Consider the following 22,187-nt stretch of genomic DNA (forward strand, 5'->3'; position numbering starts at 1 on the left):
GGCGCCGCTCGGCGCCGGACCACACCCGAGGCTTCCAGGTCCGGCTTGCACGCGGCTTTCACGACGCTGGCGCGACCGACCGGCCCGGTCGGCGCGGGTGCGCCGGCGTGACGGGTTGTCCGGGTGGGCGGGCGGTACGCGCGTCCGGCGGGTCGCGCCGCCGATTCCGGCGGAGGGCGAGGTAATGTTATCGCTAACAAGATCAGCCGGCCCGGTACAGCCACAAAACCGCTGGTGGAGCGGCTGCACCACGCCGGGTCCGGCCGGGCGACGGTGGCCGGACGGGCGGTCGTCGCCGGCATGATCCGTCGCGGCCGGGTGTGCCGCGCGGGGGTCGTACGCTGAACGGCGTCCCGGCGCGGCGGTCCGGGCCGGACGTCGGAAGAGGTACCAGGTGAGTGACAAGACGGTGAGTGACAGAACGCTCCGCAGCCCCGCGATGACCGACGTAGCCCGGCTCGCCGGCGTCTCGCACCAGACCGTCTCCCGGGTGCTCAACGACCACCCGAACGTCCGCGAACAGACCCGGTTACGGGTCCGTGCGGCCATCGCCGAACTGGGGTACCGGCCGAACCGGGCCGCCCGGACGCTGGTCACCGGCCGGTCCCAGTTGATCGGCGTGGTGGCGCAGAACTCGACCCTCTACGGGCCCGCCTCGCTGCTCGCCGCCTTCGAGCAGGTGGCCGCCGAGGCCGGCTTCGCGGTGAGCGTCGGCAGCGTACGGCTGCTGGACCACCGCTCGATCGCCGAGGCGGTGGAGCGCCATCTCGACCAGCGGGTCGCCGGGATCATGGTCATCGCCCCGGTCACCTCGGCGACGGCGGCCCTCGACGGCCTGCGTACCGACGTCCCGCTGGTGAGCGTCGACGGCGATCCCGCCTCGACGACCGCGCTGGTCACCGTCGACCAGGTCGCCGGCGCCCGGGACGCCACGCGCTGCCTGCTGGCGGCGGGCCACCGGACCGTCTGGCACGTCTCCGGCCCGCCGGACTGGTTCGACAGCGCCGGCCGGATCGAGGGCTGGCAGCAGGCCCTCCGGGAGGCCGGCGCGGAGGTTCCGCCCCTGGTCTCCGGCGACTGGACCGCGGCGGCCGGCTACCGCGCCGGCCAGATGCTGGCCCGCGTGCCGGAGGCGACCGCGATCTTCGCGGCAAACGACCATCTGGCGCTCGGCATCCTGCGGGCGATGAGCGAGCGGGGCCGGCGGGTGCCGGAGGACGTCAGCATCGTCGGCTTCGACGACGTACCGGAGGCCGCGTACTTCATCCCGCCGCTGACGACCATCCGCCCGGACTTCCCGGCGGTCGCCCGCGCGGGGCTGGCGCTGCTGCTGGAGCAGATCGAGTCGGGTCGCCCGGCGTCGCGCCGGGAGACGATCGCACCGACCCTGGTGACCCGCGACAGCGTCGCACCACCCGCCGCCTGACCCCGGGCCGCGCGCCCCGTGGTCTGCCGGGCACGGTCGAGCATGGAGTTGTGGTCGGCGGTACGCCCTATTGGCGGCCTATGTCGCCGCCACCGCTCCATGATCGACGCGGTCTGACCTTCGTTACCGGACTGTTACGGCCAGCGGTTGACCGGGCAATTGTTAGCGATAACATCGTCCGAAAGTTCCACCATCACCAATCACCGTCCCCGCGCGGTCGGCGCTGCCACCGGTCCGGGGCCCTGCGACGAAAGGTGCCGCCATGCCGCTCGACGCCGCGGATGCGCTGCTGGTGGGAGTCGACTTCGGCACGCTCTCGGGACGTGCCGTGGTGGTACGCGCGGCCGACGGGGCCGAACTGGGCTCCGCGGTCTTCGAGTACCCGCACGCGGTGCTGACCGAGACGCTGCCCGGCCACGACGTCCGGCTCGGCGTGGACTGGGCGCTCCAGGTGCCGAACGACTACGTCGAGGTGCTGCGGCACGCGGTACCGGAGGCGGTCGAGCGGGCCGGTGTGGACCCCGCCCGGGTCGTCGGCATCGCCACCGACTTCACCGCCTGCACGATGGTGCCCACCCTGGCCGACGGCACGCCCCTGTCGGAGCTGCCGGAGTTCGCCGACCGGCCGCACGCGTACGTCAAGCTCTGGCGCCACCACGCGGCCCAGCCGCAGGCCGATCGGATCAACGAGCTGGCCGCCCGGCGGCAGGAGCCGTGGCTGGCCCGGTACGGCGGCATGATCTCCTCGGAGTGGGAGTTCGCCAAGGCGTTGCAGGTGCTGGAGGAGGACCCCGAGGTCTACGCCCGCATCGAGCGCTGGGTCGAGGCCGCCGACTGGATCGTCTGGCAGCTCACCGGCAGCTACGTCCGCAACGCGTGCAGCGCCGGCTACAAGGGCATCCTCCAGGACGGCCGGTACCCCGACCCGGAGTTCCTGGCCGAGCTGAACCCGGCCTTCGCCGACTTCGTGAAGACCCGGCTGGAGCAGCCGATCGGGCAGCTCGGCGCGGCGGCGGGACGGCTGACCGAGCAGGCGGCCGGCTGGACCGGGCTGCCGGCCGGCATCGCGGTCGCGGTGGGCAACGTGGACGCCCACGTCACCGCCGCCGCCGGCAACGCGCTGGCGCCCGGCCAGATGGTCGCCATCATGGGGACCTCGACCTGCCACGTAATGAACGGCGACGAGCTGCGGACCGTACCGGGCATGTGCGGGGTCGTCGACGGCGGGATCGTTTCCGGCAGCTGGGGCTACGAGGCCGGCCAGAGCGGCGTCGGCGACATCTTCGCCCACTTCGTACGGACCCACGTGCCGGCCGAGTACCGGCACGCCGCCGAGGCCGAGGGCGTCTCGGTGCACGAGTACCTGACCCGGCTCGCCGCCCGGCAGCGCGTGGGCGAGCACGGCCTGATCGCGCTGGACTGGCACAGCGGCAACCGCTCGGTGTTGGTGGACCACGAACTCTCCGGGGTGCTGGTCGGCGAGACGCTCGCCACCCGCCCCGAGGACATCTACCGGGCGCTGATCGAGGCGACCGCGTTCGGTACCCGCACGATCATCGAGACCTTCACGGCGGCCGGCGTGCCGGTCTCGGAGCTGTTCGTGGTCGGCGGTCTGGTCAAGAACGAGCTGCTGATGCAGATCTACAGCGACGTGACCCGGCTGCCGCTCTCGCTGATCACCTCGGAGCAGGGGCCGGCGCTCGGTTCGGCGATCCACGCGGCGGTGGCCGCCGGGCTCTACCCCGACGTCCGTACCGCCGCCGCGGCGATGGGGCGCGTCGAGCGCGCCGTCTACACCCCGGACCCGGACGCCGCGGCCCGCTACGACGAGCTGTTCGAGGAGTACCGGCGGCTGCACGACTACTTCGGACGAGGAGGCAACGGCGTGATGCGCAGACTGCGGGCCATCCAGCGGCGGGCGGTGACGTCCCGATGACGATCACGGGCGCGGTCGGCGCGACCGTGCGGCGGCTGCGCGAACAGGTGGCCGCGCTCCATGCCGAGCTGCCCCGCAACGCGCTGGTGGTCTGGACCGCCGGCAACGTCTCGGCCCGGGTGCCCGACGCCGACCTGCTGGTCATCAAGCCGTCCGGCGTCGGCTACGACGAGATCACCCCCGACAACATGGTCGTCACCGACCTCGACGGCCGGCTCGTCGAGGGCGACCTGGCGCCCTCGTCGGACACCGCCGCGCACGCCTACGTCTACCGGCACATGCCGCACGTCGGGGGAGTGGTGCACACCCACTCCACCTACGCCACCGCCTGGTCCGCGCGGGGGGAGGCGATCCCCTGCGTGCTCACGATGATCGCCGACGAGTTCGGCGGGGAGATCCCGGTGGGCCCGTTCGCCCTGATCGGGGACGACTCCATCGGCCGGGGCATCGTGCAGACGCTCGCCGGGCACCGCTCCCCGGCGGTGCTGATGCGCAACCACGGCGTCTTCACCATCGGCCGTACCGCGCGCGACGCGGTCAAGGCGGCGGTGATGTGCGAGGACGTGGCCCGCACCGTGCACATCGCCCGGCAGCTCGGTACCCCGCTCGCCATCGACCAGGCCGACGTGGACGCGCTCTACGCGCGCTACCAGAACGTGTACGGGCAGGCGTCCTAGCCATGCTCCCGAGGAAAGGAACCGACATCGCTACCCGCGTGAAACCCCAGATCTGGTTCCTCACCGGCAGCCAGCACCTGTACGGGCCGGAGACCCTGGCGCAGGTGGCCGAGCAGTCGCAGCAGATCCAGCGGATGCTGGACGGCTCCGGCGCCATCGCCGCCGAGATCGTCTGGCGCCCGGTGCTCACCGACGCCGCCGCGATCCGGCGGGTGATGCTCGACGCCAACTCCGACCCGGAGTGCGTCGGCGTGATCGCGTGGATGCACACCTTCTCGCCGGCCAAGATGTGGATCACCGGCCTGGACGCGCTGCGCAAGCCGCTGCTGCACCTGCACACGCAGCTCAACGCGGCCCTGCCCTGGTCCACCATCGACATGGACTTCATGAACCTGAACCAGGCGGCGCACGGCGACCGCGAGTTCGGGTTCGTGCAGACCCGGCTGGGCGTGCCGCGCAAGACCGTCGCCGGACACGCCTCGGACCCGTCCGTGGTCGCGCGCGTCGACGGCTGGGCGCGCGCCGCGATCGGCGTACAACACCTGCGCGAGCTGCGGCTGGCCCGCTTCGGCGACAACATGCGCGACGTCGCGGTCACCGAGGGGGACAAGGTCGAGGCGGAGCTGCGCTTCGGCGTCTCGGTCAACACGTACGGGGTGAACGACCTCGTCACGCGGGTCGACCGGGTGGCCGACGCGGAGGTCGACGCGCTGGTGGCCGAGTACGCCGAGCGGTACCGGCTCGCGCCCGGGCTCGACGCCGGCGGCGAGCGGCACTCCTCGCTGCGCTACGCCGCGCGGATCGAGTTGGGCCTGCGCGAGTTCCTGACCGAGGGCGACTTCGGCGCCTTCACCACCAACTTCGAGGACCTCGGCGGCCTGCGCCAGCTCCCGGGCCTGGCGGTGCAGCGGCTGATGGCCGACGGCTACGGCTTCGGCGGCGAGGGCGACTGGAAGACCTCCGCGCTGCTCGCCGCGGTGAAGGCGATGGGCGCCGGCACCGGCGCGGGCACGTCCTTCATGGAGGACTACACCTACCACTTCGGCCCCGGCGAGCCGAAGATCCTCGGCGCGCACATGCTGGAGGTCTGCCCGAGCATCGCGGCCGGCCAGCCGTCCTGCGAGATCCACCCGCTCGGCATCGGCGGCCGGGAGGACCCGGTCCGGCTCGTCTTCGACGCCGCGCCCGGGGCCGGGCTGGTGGTCGGCCTGGCCGACCTCGGCGACCGGTTCCGGCTGGTGGCCAACGAGATCGAGGTGGTACCGCCGGACGAGCCGCTGCCCCGACTGCCGGTGGCGCGGGCGGTGTGGAAGCCGGCCCCGTCGCTGACCACCTCGGCCGAGTCGTGGCTGATGGCCGGCGGCCCGCACCACACCGTGCTGACCCAGGCCGTCGGTGCCGAGGCGCTGCGCGACTTCGCCCAGATGCTCCGTACCGAGCTGGTGCTGATCGACGAGCGGGCCACCACGGCGGACGTCGCCGACCGGCTGCGCTGGAACCAGGCCTACTACCGGCTGGCCGAGGGGCTGCCCGGCGGGCGATGAGAACCGACTCGACAGACACGAAGCTCAGACACAAGGGAGTGCACATGAGATCCGTACGGTTCGCGACGGTGGCGGGTACCGTCGTGCTCGCCGTGGCCCTGGCCGGCTGCGGTTCGAGCACCAAGAAGGTCGACGAGCAGCCGCAGGCCGGCGACAACGCGGGCGCGCTGGTCGGCGTGACCATGCCGACGCGGTCCTCGGAGCGGTGGATCCACGACGGCGACAACGTCAAGAGGGCGCTGGAGAAGCTGGGCTACAAGGTCGACCTGCAGTACGCGGAGAACGACATCCCGACCCAGGTGAACCAGATCGAGAACCAGATCACCAAGGGCGCGAAGCTGCTGATCATCGCCTCGATCAACGGCAAGGCGCTGACGAACCAGGTGGATCAGGCGGCGGCCAACCACATCCCGGTCATCTCCTACGACCGGCTCATCCTGAACAGCCCGAACGTGGACTACTACGCCACCTTCGACAACTTCAAGATCGGCGTGCAGCAGGCCACCTCGCTGCTGGTGGGGCTGAAACTGCTCAAGGCCGACGGTACGCCGGGCGAGGCCAAGGGCCCGTTCAACATCGAGCTTTTCGCCGGCTCGCCGGACGACAACAACTCCAGCTACTTCTTCAACGGCGCGATGAGCGTGCTCCAGCCGTACATCGACAAGGGCACCCTGGTCGTCAAGAGTGGGCAGAAGGACTTCGACACCATCGCCATCCTGCGGTGGGACCCGGCGACCGCGCAGCGGCGCATGGAGGACCTGCTGACCTCGACGTACAAGGGCGGGGCCAAGGTCGACGGCGTGCTCTCGCCGTACGACGGGCTGTCGATCGGCATCCTGTCGGCGCTGAAGAGCAGCGGCTACGGCACCGGCGGCCAGCCGTACCCGATCGTCACCGGCCAGGACGCCGAGCTCGCCTCGGTCAAGTCGATCGTCAAGGGTGAGCAGTACTCGACCATCTACAAGGACACCCGCAAGCTCGCCGACGTCACGGTGAAGATGGCCGACGTCGTGCTCAAGGGCGGCAAGCCCGAGGTGAACAACACCACGGACTACAACAACGGCAAGAAGGTCGTCCCGTCGAATCTGCTCGACTTCGTGGTGGTGGACAAGAACAACTACAAGTCCGCCCTGATCGACACCGGCGCCTACACCCAGGCCCAGGTGGGCTGATCCGTGCCGGCCCCGGTCGCGGTGCGTCGCGACCGGGGCGGCCGCCGCCGGTCCGGGCCGACCCGGTCGGCCCGGACCGGCGGCGGTGCCGGAGCGAGGGGAGAGACATGAGCGAGAACATCCTGCAGATGCAGGGCATCACCAAGACGTTCCCCGGGGTCAAGGCGCTCCAGGACGTGAACCTGTCGGTGCGGCGGGGCGAGATCCACGCGATCTGCGGAGAGAACGGCGCCGGCAAGTCGACGCTGATGAAGGTGCTGTCCGGGGTGTATCCGCACGGCTCCTACGACGGTGAGATCCTCTTCGACAGCGAGCCGTGCCGGTTCACCGGCATCCGCGACAGCGAGCAGCGCGGCATCGTCATCATCCACCAGGAGTTGGCGCTGAGCCCGCAGCTCTCCATCGCGGAGAACATCTTCCTCGGCAACGAGCGCGCCCGCCGTGGCTTCATCGACTGGAACCGCACCAACCACGAGGCCGGCGAGCTGCTGCGCCGGGTCGGGCTGCGGGAGAACCCGGTCACCCCGGTCAACGAGATCGGGGTCGGCAAGCAGCAGCTCGTGGAGATCGCCAAGGCGCTGTCGAAGCGGGTCCGGCTGCTGATCCTGGACGAGCCGACCGCCGCGCTGAACGACGAGGACTCGGCACACCTGCTCGACCTGCTGCGCGGGCTGCGGGACGAGGGGATCACCTGCGTGATCATCTCGCACAAGCTCAACGAGGTGATCGCGATCGCCGACTCGATCACGATCCTGCGCGACGGCCGCACCGTCGAGACCCTGGACATGGCGAACGACCGGGTGACCGAGGACCGGATCATCTCCGGCATGGTCGGCCGAGACCTGGAGCACCGGTTCCCGCCGCACGAGCCGCGCATCGGCGACGAGGTGCTGCGGATCGAGGACTGGACCGTGCACTCGCCGACCCAGCGCGAGCGGGTCGTGGTCTCCCACGCCAACCTCACCCTGCGCCGAGGCGAGATCGTCGGGCTGGCCGGCCTGATGGGCGCCGGCCGTACCGAGCTGGCGATGAGCGTCTTCGGCCGCTCGTACGGGGCGAACATCTCCGGCCGGCTCGTCAAGGACGGCAAGGAGATCGTGCTGCGCTCGGTACGGGACGCGATCCGGCACCGCATCGCGTACGCCACGGAGGACCGCAAGCGGTACGGGCTGAACCTCGTCGAGGACATCAAGCGCAACGTCTCCGCGTCCGCCCTCGGCAAGCTGGCCCGCCGGGGCTGGGTCGACGACCGGGAGGAGTTCCGCGTCGCCGACGGGTACCGGCACAGCATGAACATCAAGGCGCCCAGCGTGCTCAGCGTCACCGGCAAGCTCTCCGGCGGCAACCAGCAGAAGGTGGTGCTGTCGAAGTGGATATTCACCGACCCGGACGTGCTGATCCTCGACGAGCCGACGCGCGGCATCGACGTCGGCGCCAAGTACGAGATCTACACGATCATCAACCGGCTGGCCGACGAGGGTAAGGCGATCCTGGTCATCTCGTCGGAGCTGCCGGAGCTGATCGGCCTCTGCGACCGGATCTACACGCTCTCCGCCGGGCGGATCACCGGCGAGGTGCCCCGGGCGGAGGCCACCCAGGAACGCCTCATGACCTTCATGACAAAGGGACAGGAGTAGACCGCGATGACCAGCGTCGCACCCACCAATGCCGACCTGGCGGTCGACCCCACCCCGGGCGGTGCCGGCAGCCCGGCCGCCGGATCCTCCCGGCGGTTCCAGCTCAACCTGCGCGAGAGCGGCATCTACATCGCCTTCGCGCTGATCATCGCGCTCTTCGCGGTGCTCACCGGCGGCGACCTGTTGCAGCCGCAGAACATCAGCAACATCATCGTGCAGAACTCGTACGTCCTGATCCTGGCGATCGGGATGATCCTGATCATCATCGCCGGCCACATCGACCTCTCCGTGGGCTCGGTGGTCGCCGTCTGCGGTGCGATCACCGCCGTACTCACCGTCGAACACGGCGTACCGTGGCCGCTCGCGCTGCTGGCGGCCCTGATCGCCGGCGGCGTGATCGGGGCGTGGCAGGGCTACTGGATCGCGTACTTCGGCATCCCGGCGTTCATCGTCACGCTCGCCGGCATGCTGCTGTTCCGCGCGCTCACCCTGACCGTGCTCAAGAACCAGGGCATCGGCCCGTTCCCGGACCAACTGCGTACCCTGTCGAACGGCTTCACCGAGGGCTACCTCGGCAACGTCGGTCTCGGCGACGCGCTGGGCGGCGCCGACCTGTTCAGCCTGCTGGTCGGCGTGGTGGCGATCGCCGGCATCGCGCTGACCCAGTGGCGCACCCGGGCGGGCCGGCTGCGGTACCGGCAGACCGTCGACCCGATGCCGCTCTTCCTCGCCAAGATCGTCGTACCGTCGCTGCTGGTCGTCTTCGTGGTGGTGCAGCTCGCCCGGTTCCGCAACCTGCCCTGGGTGCTGGTGCTGCTCGCCGCGCTGGTACTGATCTACTCGTTCCTCTCCAACCGCTCCGTCTTCGGCCGCCAGATCTACGCGGTCGGCGGCAACCTCCAGGCCGCCACGCTCTCCGGCGTCAAGGTCAAGTCCGTGGTCTTCTGGCTCTTCGTCAACATGGGCGTGCTCGCCGCGCTCGCCGGGGTCATCTTCGCCGGCCGGCTCAACCAGGCCGGCCCGACCGCCGGTACCTCCTTCGAGCTGGACGCGATCGCGGCGGCCTTCATCGGCGGCGCCGCGGTGCAGGGCGGCGTCGGCAAGGTCGTCGGCGCGATCACCGGTGGCCTGATCATGGGCGTGATCAACAACGGCATGTCCCTGATCGGCGCGCCGAGCGAGCAGGTCATGCTGGTCAAGGGCGCGGTGCTGCTCGCGGCCGTCGCGTTCGACGTCTGGACCAAGCGGCGCGCGGGGGCTTCCCGCTGAGGTTCGACCCGGTTGCGGTCGTGGTGGGGCCCGCCGTACCCCGCGAAGCCCGTCAGGCTTGATGTCTTCGCGTGGCACGGCGGGCCCCACCCCGGTCCTGTCGCTGCGGCACAAAGGACAGCGGCGCCGGCTGCCTGACCGGTTCACGTCCATCGAAAGGCCCATGCCCCATGGTCGTGCTCAGAGACCCTGCCCGACCTCCACCAGATACCCGTCGGGGTCGCGCAGATAGCAACGGATCTCCGTACCGTGGTCCTTCGGCTCGGTGATGAAGTCCGCGCCCCTGGCCTTCCACTCCGTGTAGAGCTTCCGGATGTCCCGGACCCGGACGTTCATCGCGCAGCTCAGGATGTCGGGATCAACAGGCGCCCTGGCCTGCACCATCGGCTTGTCGTCCGTCGGACCACCCTCGACGTTGATGATGATGTAGCTGTTGAAGAACTTCATGATCAGCGGGTTGCTCTCGTGTACGCACGTCGCCCCGAAGACCCGCTCGTAGTACTCGCGGGAACGGTCCAGGTCGCGGACGATGAGCAGGGTCGCGAGGAACATGCCGTCTTCGGGCTCGAAATAGTCCGGAGCTGGGTTCACCAAGGCCATAACCACCCCCGTGCCACTCAAATGGCGGAGGTGTCCCCGGCGAGGAGCGGTTTAAACGCACGAGGTGCGGCGCCAACGTGGCGCGGCGCCAACGAGGTGCGGGGCGCCGGGGTCAGCGGAGGCGGAAGCGGTCGGCGAAGGTGGAGAGCTGATCGTGCTGTTCTTCCGGATCGGGGCTGGTGGGGGCGACGACGAGGCGGGTCACGCCCTGCGCGGCGAGCGCCTCGGCGCCCTCCGGGGTCAGGTCGATCGAGGCCCACCGGGTGTACTCCAACGCGTCCGGGTCGCGGCCGGCCGCGGCGGCGGCCGACCGGGCGAGGTCGAGCTGGGCGGCGCGCTCCTGGGGCATGAGCGCCCCGCCGGGGAAGTAGCCGTCGCCCCGCCGGCCGGCGCGGCGCGCGGAGGCGCGGCTCGAACCGCCGACGTGGATCGGCAGCCCGGTGGCGTGGTACGGCTTCGGGAAGCTGACGAGGTCGTCGAAGTCGAAGAACTCGCCGTGGTAGCTCACGCCCTCCGCGCCGCCGGCCCAGAGCAGCCGCAGCACGTCGATCGCCTCGTCCGTGCGCCGGCCCCGGCTGGCGAAGTCCACCCCCACCGCCCGGGCCTCACCCGGCAGCGAGCCGAGCCCCACGGTCAGCAGCCGCATCCGCCCCTTCGAGAGGACGTCGATGGTGGCCAGGCGCTTGGCGAGGGTCACCGGATGGTGGTACGGCAGCAGCAGCACCCCCGTACCAAGCAGCAGCCGGTCGGTGGCGGCGGCGACGAAGGTCAGGCAGGCGAGCGGGTCGCCGTACGGCAGCGTCGGCGGCAGCGGCATCTCGCCGAACGTCGCGCCGGGATAGAGCACGACGTGTTCGGGCAGGTAGAGTCCCTCGAAGCCGCACTCCTCGGCGTGCCGGGCGTAGCCGACGAGCCGGTCGGGATCGACGCCGTAGAAGGGAGTGCTGTAGCTGACCGCGAACCTCATCGCCGTACCTCTTCCATTGCCGGGTGCGACGGTGACGCTAGACGTTGACGCCGACGTCAGGGCAACTCCGCGGCGGTGGGGGTACGGATGAGCCCAGCCCGCTGTTCACCGCGCTGATGACGCGTCCGGACGAGCAGCCGACCGAACGGCGGCTCTCCTGACCACGCCCTGACCCCGGCGCCGTGTCGGCGGGCGGCGACCGGCTGGCCGATCCCGGCAACCGCACCGGGACCGGCCGGCCGCCGTCTGCCCTAGATGCGCGCTTGCCGGTGCAGCCCGACGGTCCCGGCGGTCAGCAGGACCACCGCGCCGACGACGAACATCCAGAACCATACGTTGCCGAGGACGTCGGGCTGTCCCAGGCCGCCCTGGGCATAGATCGTCAGTGGCGCGATGGTCAACGACAGGGGAAGCAGGCTCGCGGCAATGGTGACCCGGGCGTCGACGACGATCCACAACAGGAAACCGACCATCACCACGAGGGTCGCCCACGGCTGTACGCCGATCGTCACCTCGTAGTCGGTGGGCAACAGGAGTACCGCGACCGGGACGGCGAGCAGCCAGGCCAGCGACCGCCGCGTGCCGGTCGCCCGCCAGAGGATCAACGGTACGAGCAACGGCAGGGCGAGCGGCAGCGGCCAGAACGTCGCGTCGGCCATCGCGAAATCCACGGCGAGTTCGATCGGTGGGTAGTGGAGTTCACCGGTGACGACGTCGACGCCCACGCTGGTGAAGAACAGCGCGGCCAGCGTTGCGGCGAGCGCGCCGAGCGTCGCCAACAGACCCGCCACGTACCGTCCGCGCGCCACCGTCACCACCGCCACGGCCGCGACGGCGGTACCCAGTGGATAGAGCAGTTCCTGTGGGTACTCGATCGCGCGCTCGGCGATCATCCGAGGGACGACCCGGCCGGTCTCGGCCAGGCTGGCGGCGGTGGCGTAGGCCAGCAGCAGGAGCGCCGCGAGTCGCAACACCGGGGGCCAGGACTGCCCGGTCGAGCGGGGGCGGTGTGCTCCCGCTCTCGTCTGCAGGCCGTGCAGGACGAGCACGCCGGCTTCGCGCGCGGTCGGACGCTGACCCCGCCCCGGTGCGGATCCGTCAGCGGCGGCCGGTGAAGCGCTCGCCGACGGACTCGATCCGCGCGATCTCGGTACGGAAGAAGCCGGCGATCTCGGCACAGCGGTCGTGGTCGACCGGGCCGCCCTCGCGCGCCGGCAGGTCCGGGTACGGGCTGCCGATCACGAAGATGTTCTCGTCGTTGTACTGGTTCGCCGGTGCCGTGTAGTTGAACGAGCCGGCGATCACGGTGGCGTCGTCGACCACCATGAGCTTGTGGTGCAGCTTGCCGAAGGCGGGGGAGCGCACGGGGGCGTACAGGGCGATGTTGGCCCGGTCGAGGTCGTGCGTGGCGGCCCACTTCTGTACGCCCTGGCCCGGGTCGACCGCGCCGGTCACGGTACGCCCGGCGCTGGACAGCGCGATCATGGCGTCGTCGATGCCGGAGGAACCGGCGAAGGTGAAGATCGCGAAGTCGACCCGGTCGGTCGCCTTCAGCATCTGCTTCATGATCTCAAGCTCGGGCGTGTGGTCGGGCGCGAAGAGCACCTTCACCGGTACCCCGGCCAGGTTGTAGCTGCGGGGGACCTCGCCGTGCTCGCCGCGCCCGAAGCGCCCGGCCCGGAGGCGGGCGAACTCGCCCGCGTACTCCCGGCAGATCCGGACGTCGTGGAAGACGACCACGTGGTTGAGGTTGCGGTGGCAGTCCGTACCGGTGAAGTTCGCCGAGCCGGAGAGGACCGCGGCGGCGCCCTCGGCGCGGTCCCGGTAGTCGCGCACGATGAACTTCTGGTGGAAGATCGCCGGGTTGTAGTCGGCCTTCACGTCGACGTTGCAGCGCAGCAGCGCGGCCAGGATCTCGCGGTTCGGCTCCAGGCTCCGGCTGCCCGGCTCGGCCGCCCACTGCACCCGCTGGCGCGCCGCCTCCGCCGACTCGCCGGCCCGCGCCGCCACCTTGGGCAGCTTCGCGGTGCAGAGGTAGTCCTGCTCCAGCACGACCCGTACGCTCACGCCCCGGAACCGCGCGTCCAGCAGCGCCTGCGCGATCGGCATCGAGTCCAGTTCCTGTACCGCGATGTCGAGGCTGTGCCGAGCGCCGGCGACGAACTCGACGATCACCCGTTCCAGTTCGTCGGCGGCGCCGAGTTCCCGCGGCCCGACGTACGCCTCGATCTTCTGACCAGCGAAGGTCGCCATGCCACCCACCCTGGCAGGGTTTCCGCTGGTCCGGTGTCGGGTCGCCCCAGCCGGTCGGACGGATCACGGACCGCCGGATCCGCCGATGCCGGATCCATCCGGCCGAACGAGAGCCCGGGTCGGCAGGAGAGCCGCCGGAGACCCCCGACGGGCGCGGTGTGACAGATGTCAGTACGCCGACCGTGCGGATCGCACCGAATCTCGTGAACCACGGCACTGCCGGGCGTACGCGGGGCCGAAAACGATGGAGGCGTGACCCAGAACGACTTCCGCACCACGCCCTCCGCGCCGGACGCCGGCTCCGGAACCGCCGGCGCCACGACCCCGCGTCGCGGCCCCCGACCCGTGCCGCCGGGCGTCGAGTACCACCGCGTCCTCGCCGGCGACCGGAGGCGCGTCGGGCGCGGCGTGCTGGCCCTCGCGCTGCTGCTGCTCGGCCTCTTCGGCTTCGGCGGCCTCGTCACCTACGCCGGGGGACAGCTCGACCTGCACGTCTTCGGCCGCCACAGCGTCATCGCCGGCGGCACCGAGTTCACGCCGATCACGCACCTCGGCAACGTCGTCTCGATCGCGCTGCTCATCCCGTGGAGCATGTTCCTCCAGCGCTGGCTCTACGGGGTACGGGGCGCCTCGCTGCACTCGGTGCTCTCGACGCTGCGCCCCGCCCTCGTCGGCCGCGCCGTGCTGATCCTGCTGCCGGTCTGGGCCGTCTACCTGACGGTGTTCACGGCGCTCTCGCCGTCCCGGGTGTCGGAGTGGGCCACGTCCGACCTGCTCTGGATCTTCGCGATCACGATCGTTCTCCAGCCGCTGCAGTCCGCCGGGGAGGAGTACGGCTTCCGCGGGCTCGCGTTCCGCGTCGCCGCCTCCTGGGGCCGGGGAACGCGTACCTCGCTCGTGATCGGCGTCGCCGTCTCGACGCTCCTGTTCGCGGTCATCCACGCCTCCACCGACCCGTGGCTGAACGTCTACTACCTCAGCCTGGGCGTCACCTGGTCGCTCATCACCTGGCGTACCGGGGGACTGGAAACCTCCATCGTGATCCACGCCACGAACAACACGCTCGCGTTCCTGCTGATGCTCGTGACGCACAGCGATCCCGTCTCCGGCGCGGACCGCTCGTCCGGCGTCGGCTCGGTCATCTTCCTGATCCCGTGCACACTGCTGGCGATCGTCACCACCGTGATCTGGGTCCGCACCCGTCGCGCCGGTCCCGCCCGCACGCCGGGCCCCGGGACGCGGCCGGCTGCGGCGGATACCCCGAAAGGCACAATGAGGGCATGAGCGACTGGCCGGTGGTCAGCGCGCGACGGTTCGAGACGTTCGTGCGCTGGTCCACGTACGCGGTCGTCACCACCCCGCTCGTCACGCTGCTCAGCGGCCTGTCCGGGACGGGATTCCCCACCCGGGGGCACCGCGACACGGTCGTCGCGGCGGCGGTGCTCGCGGTGCTGCTCGTCGTCGGCAACGTCCTCGTGAGCCGGCGGAGCGTCGACCTGGTCGTCGGCCGGGGCCGGCGCCCACCCGCCGCCGGCCTCGTGGCTTGGGGCGGGCTGCTGGTGGCGACCGTCGCCGTGCTCCTCACCATCCCGGGACCCGTACCGGCCGTCACGGTCGCCGCAGCCGTCGGATCGGCCGCCGCGAGCCTCGTACCGCTCCTCGACGCGCGCCGCACGCTGGCGCTGAACGCGGGCGTCGGGGCGCTCGCGATCCCGCTCGCCGTGCTCGTCGACCCTCCGCTGCTGGTCGTGAGCGCGCTGATCGTCAGCGTGGCCCTCTGGGCGTGCTGGTCGAGCGTGTGGACGCTGCGGGTGCTGCACGAACTGCAGGGCGCGCACGCCGATCGGGCCGCGCTCGCCCTCGCCAACGAGCGGCTGCGCATCTCCCGCGACCTGCACGACGTCTTCGGCCGTACCCTCGCCGCCATCGCCGTGAAGAGCGAACTCGCCTCGGAACTGGTGCGCCGCGGGCGCGCCGAGCGCGCCGCCGACGAGATGGCCGAGGTGCGCCGCCTGGCGGGGGAGGCCGGCACGGAGGTGCGCCGGGTGGTTCGGGGCGAACTGCGGACCACCTGGCAGGCGGAGCTCGACGGCGCGCGGTCGCTGCTCGGTTCCGCGGGCATCCAGTGCCTGGTCACCGGCGACCCGGTGCCCGCGGCGGGCGCCGACGCGCTGGCCTGGGTGGTGCGCGAGGGCGTGACGAACGTGCTGCGCCATTCGGCCGCCACCCGGGTCACGATCGCCACCTCCGTCGAGGCCGGCGAGGCCCAGCTGACCATCGCGAACGACGGTGCCGGTACCGGGCAGCCGGGCCCCGCCGACCCGAACGCCGGCACCGGGCTGCGCGCGATGGCCGAACGCGTCGGCGCGTTCGGCGGCCGGATGGAGACGCGACGTGACGGAGACTGGTTCCTGGTCGACGCCGTCGTCCCGCTTCCGGGGAGGGAGAAAGCGTGATCCGCATCCTCGTCGCCGACGACGAGCACCTCATCCGCGACGCGATCGCCCGGCTGCTCGACCTGGAGGACGACTTCGAGGTCGTCGGGCAGGCCGCGACCGGCGACGAGGCGCTCGCCCGCGCCCTGCGCCTGCGTCCGGACGTGGCCCTGCTCGACCTGCAGATGCCCGCGCCGGACGGGATCGAGGTGGCCCGCCGGCTCGCGGCCGAGCTGCCCGACTGCCGATCCATCATCGTCACCTCGCACGGCCGTCCCGGTTACCTGAAGTCCGCCCTCGCCGCCGGCGTACGCGGGTTCCTGCCGAAGACGGTGTCGGCGCGTACCCTCGCGCAGGTCGTACGCAAGGTCGCCGGGGGCGGACGCCATGTCGACCCCGAACTCGCCGCCGAGGCCATCAGTGCCGGCGACTCGCCCCTCACGCCGCGCGAGGCCGACGTGCTCGCCCTCGCCCGCGACGGCGCACCCGTCGACGAGATCGCCCGGCGCCTCTCCCTCTCGCCCGGCACGGTGCGCAACTACCTTGCCGCCGCCATCGCGAAGCTGGGGGTCGCCAACCGGCACGAGGCCGCCCGCGTCGCCGCCGAGCACGGCTGGATCTGAGCCCTCCCGGGCTCGGCGGTGGCAGGTTGGGCCGCCGCGTCGCCACCCGACACGGCTGGACCTGAGCGCCCTCGGCGCGGAGGTGGCAACCTGGAAGGCGTGTATCGCGAGGCGGGATCCCGGGTCGCCGGGGCGGTGCTGTGGCGCAGCTGGACCGGGGTGGGCGCGGCAGCGACCCGGATCCTCCCGGACGGCTGCATCGACCTGATCTGGTCGAACCGCGACGGGCTCTTCGTGGCCGGACCGGACCGCACGGCCAAGCTCGACGAGGCCCTGCCCGGCGTCCGCCACGTGGGGCTGCGCCTGCCGCCTGGCACCGGTCCGGCGGTGCTCGGCCTGCCCGCGTACGAGCTGCGCGACCGGCAGGTACCGCTCGACGCGCTCTGGCCGTCGGCGCTGGCCCGGGAGTACGCCGAGCGGGCCCTCGACGGCGACCCGGGCCCGCTGCTGGAGTCGATCGCACAGGACCGGCTGCGCGCCGCCGGTGGCCCGGACCCGATCGCCGGGGCGCTGGTAGCCCACCTCGACGCCGGGCGGCCGGTGGCCGCGACCGCCGCCGCGCTCGGGCTCGGTGCGCGGGCGCTGCACCGCCGCAGCCACCACCTCTTCGGGTACGGCGCCAAGACGCTCGCCCGGATCCTGCGGATGCAGCGCGCCCTGGCGCTGGTACGGGCCGGTGTGCCGGCGGCCGAGGCGGCGGCCCGGGCCGGGTACGCCGACCAGCCGCACCTCTCCCGGGACGTGCGCGAGCTGGCCGGCGTACCGCTGGGCGTACTGGTCCGTCAGTAACCGATCGCGAGCCAGCCGCGATGGGTGCGCGGGTTTTCGAGTTCGTCGGCGAACGCGATGGCGTAGTCGGCCCCGCCGATCGCCGAACGGCCCTCGTCGTTGCGGACCAGGGCGGTATCGCTCGTCCGATAGGACCCGGTACGGGTGCCCGGGGCGTGGGCGCCGAACTCCAGCGCGGGTACGAGGTAGAACCAGTCGACGCCCTTCGGTGCCGAGTTCAGGACGTCGAGGGCCCGCTGGTGGGCCTCGACGACCGGGGCGGCCTTGGCGGGGAACTCGGGGGTGTCGACCAGGCGAGGGCCGCCCGGCTCCGTGGGGACGACGGCGGCGCCGCCGACGACCCCGAGGCGCGCGCCGCCGGTCCGCGCCGCCCGCAGGAGTGCGGTGACGGACGTGTCGAGGTCTCCGTCGGGGCTGAGGGCGGGCAGCGCCGACACGATGGCATCGGCCCCGGACGTCGCCGAGTCGACGAACGCGGGCTCGTGGACGCTCCCGGTGACGGAGGCGACCCCCTCGGGCAACTCCCGGTTGCCGGAACGGGAGACGGCGGTGACGTGGTGCCCCCGGCCGGTGAGTTCCCTCGCGATGGCGGTGCCGGCGAAGCCTGTACCGAATATGACGATGTTCATGGGTTGTTTCTCCTGCTTTGTGGTGGTAAGCGAGGCGGGTCGGTGGAGTGTGCCCGCCTCCCGTGAACTCATGCTCACCACGTCACCAGGGCTCGGTCCCGTCGCCTAGACCATTGGTACCGGCCGGTTGCACGATCTTGCCAAGCTCGGGCCGATGGCGACGGCGACGTGCTTCACCGGGGCGGGCGGATCGCACCGGCGGCGTGCTTGACTTGGGCAGGTGCATGCGCTGCGACAGGTTCGGGACGTGATCGCCCGGCACGCCCGGGAGGGGCGGGTGGCCACGGCGCTGCCGCGGGTCCAGTTGACCCGCGCCAGCACGGCCACCGCGCCGGCCGGTGACACGGTGGGCCCGAGCGTCATTCTCGTGGTACAGGGCGACGTGCGTACCGTTCTCCGCGACCGGACCATCCGCTACCGCGCGGGGCAGTTCGTGGTCGTCGCGGTCGACCTTCCGGTGACCTGTGCGATCACCGGCGCGACGGCCCGCGAACCGTATCTCGCCTTCGCGATGCGCCTCGAACCCGCGATCATCGCGGAGCTCCTGCTCGCCTCTCCCGTCCCGCAGACGGGCACCGGATCGACCGGCGCCGCGGGGCTCGCGACCGGTACCGCCGACCCGGACCTGCTCGACGTCATCGGGCGGATGGCGCGCCTGCTCGATCGCCCGGGGGACGCCGCGGCGCTGGGCCCCCTGTACGAGCGGGAGATCCTCTGGCGGTTGATCACCAGTCAGCACGGTGCGACCGTGCGCCAGGTCGGCCTCCCGGACAGCCACCTCTCCCAGCTCGGCCACGCGATCAGTTGGATTCGCACCCACTACAACCGGCCGCTGCACGTGGAGGAGCTGGCCGCGCGCTCGCTGATGAGCGTCACCTCGTTCCACCGGCACTTCCGGGCGATCACCCAGATGACGCCCCTGCAGTACCAGAAGCACCTACGCCTGCACGAGGCGCGCGCCCGCCTGCTCGCCAGCTCCCGCGACGTGGCCAGTACCGGCTATGCGGTGGGCTACGACAACCCGTCCCAGTTCAGCCGCGAATACCGTCGCATGTTCGGCGTACCGCCCGGACGCGACGCGGCCCGACTCCGCGCCGAGCGGGCCGAGGCCGGGGGGTCGGTGCCACGGTCGTTCCCCGACGACGGCGGGTCAGCGGGCCGCGCGGGCGAGCCGGGCGTGCACGAGGACGGACAGCTCGGCGGGGCGTAGGGCGTCCGCGCGGTCCCAGGGGCCCAGGTCGCGCTGGTGGGCCTGCTCGACCACCGTGAACCCGTGCCGAGCCAGCAGCGCGGCGAGGTCCCCGGGGGTGAAGACGCTCCGCCACGGTTCGCCGCGCTCGGCGGCGAAGCCCGCCACGGCCTCGGCGTACGCCCGGCCGGCCGCGTCCCGCAGCTCGGGGGAGAGCGGGTAGTCCAGCACGATCTCGGTACCGGGTGCCCAGCGACAGACCTCGGCGAGCGTGGCGTCGATCGCCGCCCGGGTCAGGTAGAGGGTGACGCCGAGCCAGCTGACGACCGCCGGCCGGGACGGGTCGAAGCCGCCGTCGGCGAGGCGCTCGGTCAGTGCGTCGGTCTCGAAGTCGACCGGTACGAGGTGGACGGTCCCGGGGACCGGGATGCCGGCGTCGGCCAGCCGATCCCGCTTCCATCGCTGGCTGGCGGAATGGTCCACCTCGAAGACCCGGAGTCGGTCGGCCAGCGGCGACCGGTAGCCGAAGGAGTCGAGCCCGGCGCCGAGGATGACGTACTGGGTGACGCCGCGGTCGAGGGCGTCGGCGACGCGCTCCTCGGCGTACCGGCTGCGCAGCGTCACCTGGGTACGGGCGCCGGCGAGGACCGGATGGTCGCCGCGCCGGCGGTGGTAGGCGATCAGCTCCTCGGCCCGCTCGCCGAGCAGGCGGGCGGCGAGCGGATCGGTGAAGATCAAGGGCTCGGCGTCGACGATCGGGTGGGCGGCGCGAGCGGCGGCGGCGGTGAGGGCGGTCTGGCTGGGCTGGCCGGTCCGGCCGCGGGATTGGCTGGCGTTCTGCACGCCCCCAGGCTAGATCGCATTTACTCCCATCATAGCATAAAAGGGAAATATGTTCAACTGCTTCCCGGTCGTCTTCCGTTCGGCCGTTCGGCCGACTTGTCTCTCGTCTTGACAGAAGTCGATCCCGGGACGATTCTCGGCGTGAGAGCGCTCTCCAGCCCCGTGACCTCCGCACCCACCAGCCCGGACCACCGGCCCGTACCCACCCCGCCGGCGCCCGCGTCGCGCCCGCCGGCCGGTCGGCCGCGTCCGGCCCCACCCCCGAAGCAGGGAGAGTCCCATGCCACCGCTCCCGCGTACCCCGCACCGCCGCCGCCGGCCCGCGCGACCGCTCGCGGTCGCCGCCGCGGCGGTCGTACTGCTGCTCGGCTACCTCACGGTCAGCCCCGACACCCGGGCCAGTGCCGCCCCCGCCCTGCTCTCCCAGGGCCGGCCCGCCACCGCGTCGTCGGTGGAGAACGCCGCCGTGCCCGCCTCGGCCGCCGTGGACGGCGACCCCGCCACCCGCTGGTCCAGCGCCTTCGGTGATCCACAGTGGCTCCAGGTGGACCTCGGCGCGCCGGCCACCGTCAACCAGGTGGTGCTCAGCTGGGAGGCGGCGTACGCCCGCGCGTTCCAGCTCCAGGTCTCGGCCGACGGTACGAGTTGGACCAGCGTCTACTCGACCACGACCGGCACGGGTGGCACGCAGACGTTGACCGTGAGCGGCACCGGCCGGTACGTGCGGCTGTACGGCACCGCCCGCGCCACCGCGTACGGCTACTCGCTCTTCGAACTCCAGGTCTACGGCACCTCCGGCGGCGGCGGTACCGGCTGCGGCGCGACGAACGCGGCCCTCAACCGCCCGGCGACCGCCTCCTCGGCGGAGAGCGCCGCCACCTCGGCCACGGCGGCGGTGGACGGCAACGCCGGCACCCGCTGGTCGAGCGCGTTCGCCGATCCGCAGTGGCTCCAGGTGGACCTCGGGGCCGCACAGCAGCTCTGCCAGGTGGTGCTGAGCTGGGAGGCGGCGTACGCCCGCGCGTTCCAGCTCCAGGTCTCGGCCGACGGTACGAGTTGGACCAGCGTCTACTCGACCACGACCGGCACGGGCGGCACGCAGACGTTGACCGTGAGCGGCACCGGCCGGTACGTGCGGCTGTACGGCACCGCCCGCGCCACCGCGTACGGCTACTCGCTCTGGGAGTTCGCGGTACGTGTCGCGGGCGGCCCCACCGCCAGCCCCACCGCCAGCCCGACGGGGAACCCGGATCCGGGCGGCTTCTGGGGCGACACCAGCACCATCCCGCCCGCGCGGAACGTGGTCATGCTCAAGATCCTCAACCGGACCAACGGCCGCTACCCCGACAGCCAGGTCTACTGGAGCTACAACGGCCAGGCCCACTCGATCGCCGAGCAGCCGTACTTCGACATGCCGGTCAACACGGCCGGGCGGATGTACTTCTACCTCGGCTCGCCGAACAGCCAGTACGCCGACTTCATCGAGTTCACGGTCGGCCCGTCGGTCTTCAACGGCAACACCACCCGGGTCGACGCCTTCGGGCTGAAACTGGCGATGCGGCTGCACGCCCGCGACGGGTACGACGTCTCGGTGGGGGAGGACCAGAGCATCTTCGCCGAGGACCGGGCCGCCACCTTCCAGCGCTTCGTCGACGAGGTGCCGACCGAGTTCAAGCACCTGGCGCAGGTGCAGGCGCCGTACCGGATCCCCGCCCCGGGCAGCGACAGCGCCTTCCGGGCCGGCGGACAGTACGCCAACTACCTGCGCGACTACGCCGCGTCGGTCGGGGTCTCGGCCGCCACCTCGGAGATCACCGGCTGTGCGGGGCCGCTGGCCGAGGCGCCCGGGATGTGCTCGGCGCTGAACCGGCACGTGGCGCACCTACCCGAGTCGCAGTGGTCCACACCGAGCCTGTACTACCAGGCGCCGCCGGCGAACTACTACGCCAAGTTCTGGCACGACCACGCCATCAACCACCTGGCGTACGGCTTCCCGTACGACGACTACGCCAGCCAGTCCTCGTTCATCTCGCACGGCGACCCGCAGTACCTGCTGGTCGCCGTCGGCTGGTGACCGACCGCCGCCGCACCGCCGGGGGGGCCCCGGCCGGGGCCGCCCCCCCCGCCGCGACCCCCCCCCGCGCCGCGCGGGGGCCCGGCGGCCCGCCCGCGCCGCGGCCGGGGGCGCGCTCGGCCCG

At 71.9% G+C, this 22,187-nt stretch carries 19 protein-coding genes; 13 read left to right on the forward strand and 6 right to left on the reverse strand.

Translation table 11 applies throughout. The features are described from left to right. The first annotated feature begins 439 nt into the window (after window positions 1–439). From AB0J86_RS32290 to mmsB, 7 genes are all read left to right on the forward strand, one after another. Entirely contained in the window at window positions 440–1,426 is a 987-nt protein-coding gene (locus tag AB0J86_RS32290) for a LacI family DNA-binding transcriptional regulator (RefSeq protein WP_363861455.1), read from the forward strand. A gap of 262 nt (window positions 1,427–1,688) precedes the next feature. Beyond that, window positions 1,689–3,362 carry a ribulokinase gene (araB, locus tag AB0J86_RS32295; protein ID WP_363861456.1) on the forward strand — a complete coding sequence of 558 codons (1,674 nt, stop codon included), beginning with the start codon at window positions 1,689–1,691 and terminating at the stop codon, window positions 3,360–3,362. After that, window positions 3,359–4,039 carry an L-ribulose-5-phosphate 4-epimerase gene (locus AB0J86_RS32300; RefSeq protein WP_363861457.1) on the forward strand — a complete coding sequence of 227 codons (681 nt, stop codon included), beginning with the start codon at window positions 3,359–3,361 and terminating at the stop codon, window positions 4,037–4,039. Before araB ends, AB0J86_RS32300 begins: the two co-directional genes overlap by 4 nt. A gap of 2 nt (window positions 4,040–4,041) precedes the next feature. Continuing rightward, window positions 4,042–5,583 (forward strand): L-arabinose isomerase, encoded by a 1,542-nt coding sequence (araA, locus tag AB0J86_RS32305; RefSeq protein ID WP_363861458.1) that lies wholly within the window; start codon window positions 4,042–4,044, stop codon window positions 5,581–5,583. 44 nt (window positions 5,584–5,627) lie between these two features. After that, window positions 5,628–6,755, forward strand: a complete 1,128-nt coding sequence (chvE, locus tag AB0J86_RS32310; RefSeq protein ID WP_363861459.1) for a multiple monosaccharide ABC transporter substrate-binding protein — start codon at window positions 5,628–5,630, stop codon at window positions 6,753–6,755. 107 nt (window positions 6,756–6,862) lie between these two features. After that, window positions 6,863–8,392 (forward strand): multiple monosaccharide ABC transporter ATP-binding protein, encoded by a 1,530-nt coding sequence (gene mmsA / locus AB0J86_RS32315; protein ID WP_363861460.1) that lies wholly within the window; start codon window positions 6,863–6,865, stop codon window positions 8,390–8,392. Between the two features lie 6 nt (window positions 8,393–8,398). After that, the gene (gene mmsB / locus AB0J86_RS32320) at window positions 8,399–9,661 is read left to right on the forward strand and encodes a multiple monosaccharide ABC transporter permease (RefSeq protein ID WP_363861461.1); all 1,263 of its coding nucleotides are present in this window, start codon (window positions 8,399–8,401) and stop codon (window positions 9,659–9,661) included. Between the two features lie 180 nt (window positions 9,662–9,841). On the opposite strand, the gene AB0J86_RS32325 is transcribed toward mmsB, so the two are convergent. From AB0J86_RS32325 to AB0J86_RS32340, 4 genes are all read right to left on the reverse strand, one after another. Beyond that, window positions 9,842–10,261: a VOC family protein gene (locus AB0J86_RS32325; RefSeq protein ID WP_363861462.1), complete on the reverse strand. Its 420-nt coding sequence runs from the start codon at window positions 10,259–10,261 to the stop codon at window positions 9,842–9,844. A gap of 112 nt (window positions 10,262–10,373) precedes the next feature. Next, window positions 10,374–11,228 carry a TIGR03619 family F420-dependent LLM class oxidoreductase gene (locus tag AB0J86_RS32330; RefSeq protein WP_363861463.1) on the reverse strand — a complete coding sequence of 285 codons (855 nt, stop codon included), beginning with the start codon at window positions 11,226–11,228 and terminating at the stop codon, window positions 10,374–10,376. 251 nt (window positions 11,229–11,479) lie between these two features. Beyond that, a complete protein-coding gene (locus AB0J86_RS32335; RefSeq protein WP_363861464.1) occupies window positions 11,480–12,277 on the reverse strand; it encodes a hypothetical protein in 798 nt (265 codons plus the stop codon). A gap of 49 nt (window positions 12,278–12,326) precedes the next feature. Further along, a complete protein-coding gene (locus tag AB0J86_RS32340; RefSeq protein ID WP_363861465.1) occupies window positions 12,327–13,481 on the reverse strand; it encodes a phospholipase D-like domain-containing protein in 1,155 nt (384 codons plus the stop codon). A 252-nt stretch (window positions 13,482–13,733) separates the two neighbouring features. Here AB0J86_RS32340 and AB0J86_RS32345 point away from each other — a divergent pair, with 252 nt between their 5' ends. The 4 genes from AB0J86_RS32345 (at window position 13,734) to AB0J86_RS32360 (ending at window position 17,328) form a co-directional block, all read left to right on the forward strand. Next, entirely contained in the window at window positions 13,734–14,765 is a 1,032-nt protein-coding gene (locus tag AB0J86_RS32345; protein ID WP_363861466.1) for a CPBP family intramembrane glutamic endopeptidase, read from the forward strand. After that, entirely contained in the window at window positions 14,762–15,937 is a 1,176-nt protein-coding gene (locus AB0J86_RS32350) for a histidine kinase (protein ID WP_363861467.1), read from the forward strand. Before AB0J86_RS32345 ends, AB0J86_RS32350 begins: the two co-directional genes overlap by 4 nt. Continuing rightward, a complete protein-coding gene (locus tag AB0J86_RS32355; protein WP_363861468.1) occupies window positions 15,934–16,539 on the forward strand; it encodes a response regulator transcription factor in 606 nt (201 codons plus the stop codon). The genes AB0J86_RS32350 and AB0J86_RS32355 overlap by 4 nt, the downstream gene beginning before the upstream one ends. Before the next feature lie 99 nt (window positions 16,540–16,638). Next, window positions 16,639–17,328 (forward strand): helix-turn-helix domain-containing protein, encoded by a 690-nt coding sequence (locus AB0J86_RS32360; protein WP_363861469.1) that lies wholly within the window; start codon window positions 16,639–16,641, stop codon window positions 17,326–17,328. Here AB0J86_RS32360 and AB0J86_RS32365 read toward each other — a convergent pair. Continuing rightward, a complete protein-coding gene (locus AB0J86_RS32365) occupies window positions 17,322–17,957 on the reverse strand; it encodes an NAD(P)H-binding protein (protein ID WP_363861470.1) in 636 nt (211 codons plus the stop codon). The two genes, AB0J86_RS32360 and AB0J86_RS32365, sit on opposite strands and share 7 nt — an antisense overlap. A gap of 220 nt (window positions 17,958–18,177) precedes the next feature. Between AB0J86_RS32365 and AB0J86_RS32370 the strand changes: the two genes are divergently transcribed. Beyond that, window positions 18,178–19,167, forward strand: coding sequence for an AraC family transcriptional regulator (locus tag AB0J86_RS32370; RefSeq protein ID WP_363861471.1), 990 nt, complete (start codon window positions 18,178–18,180; stop codon window positions 19,165–19,167). On the opposite strand, the gene AB0J86_RS32375 is transcribed toward AB0J86_RS32370, so the two are convergent. Further along, complete coding sequence (locus tag AB0J86_RS32375; protein ID WP_363861472.1) at window positions 19,108–19,989, reverse strand: SAM-dependent methyltransferase; 882 nt, start codon at window positions 19,987–19,989, stop codon at window positions 19,108–19,110. The genes AB0J86_RS32370 and AB0J86_RS32375 overlap by 60 nt on opposite strands. A gap of 280 nt (window positions 19,990–20,269) precedes the next feature. On the opposite strand from AB0J86_RS32375, the gene AB0J86_RS32380 reads away from it, so the two are divergent. After that, entirely contained in the window at window positions 20,270–22,063 is a 1,794-nt protein-coding gene (locus AB0J86_RS32380) for a discoidin domain-containing protein (RefSeq protein ID WP_363861473.1), read from the forward strand. Window positions 22,064–22,187: the final 124 nt, after the last annotated feature.

The organism is Micromonospora sp. NPDC049559 (genome assembly GCF_040676675.1).
Lineage (GTDB): Bacteria > Actinomycetota > Actinomycetes > Mycobacteriales > Micromonosporaceae > JBFAPK01.

Coding starts and splice junctions, on each gene's coding strand:
- AB0J86_RS32330 (WP_363861463.1), bottom strand. CDS start 11,228: ATGAGGTTCGCGGTCAGCTACAGCACTCCCTTCTACGGCGTCGATCCC.
- AB0J86_RS32365 (WP_363861470.1), bottom strand. CDS start 17,957: ATGAACATCGTCATATTCGGTACAGGCTTCGCCGGCACCGCCATCGCG.
- AB0J86_RS32380 (WP_363861473.1), top strand. CDS start 20,270: ATGCCACCGCTCCCGCGTACCCCGCACCGCCGCCGCCGGCCCGCGCGA.
- AB0J86_RS32350 (WP_363861467.1), top strand. CDS start 14,762: ATGAGCGACTGGCCGGTGGTCAGCGCGCGACGGTTCGAGACGTTCGTG.
- araB (WP_363861456.1), top strand. CDS start 1,689: ATGCCGCTCGACGCCGCGGATGCGCTGCTGGTGGGAGTCGACTTCGGC.
- mmsB (WP_363861461.1), top strand. CDS start 8,399: ATGACCAGCGTCGCACCCACCAATGCCGACCTGGCGGTCGACCCCACC.
- AB0J86_RS32340 (WP_363861465.1), bottom strand. CDS start 13,481: ATGGCGACCTTCGCTGGTCAGAAGATCGAGGCGTACGTCGGGCCGCGG.
- AB0J86_RS32325 (WP_363861462.1), bottom strand. CDS start 10,261: ATGGCCTTGGTGAACCCAGCTCCGGACTATTTCGAGCCCGAAGACGGC.
- araA (WP_363861458.1), top strand. CDS start 4,042: ATGCTCCCGAGGAAAGGAACCGACATCGCTACCCGCGTGAAACCCCAG.
- chvE (WP_363861459.1), top strand. CDS start 5,628: ATGAGATCCGTACGGTTCGCGACGGTGGCGGGTACCGTCGTGCTCGCC.
- AB0J86_RS32290 (WP_363861455.1), top strand. CDS start 440: ATGACCGACGTAGCCCGGCTCGCCGGCGTCTCGCACCAGACCGTCTCC.
- AB0J86_RS32300 (WP_363861457.1), top strand. CDS start 3,359: ATGACGATCACGGGCGCGGTCGGCGCGACCGTGCGGCGGCTGCGCGAA.
- mmsA (WP_363861460.1), top strand. CDS start 6,863: ATGAGCGAGAACATCCTGCAGATGCAGGGCATCACCAAGACGTTCCCC.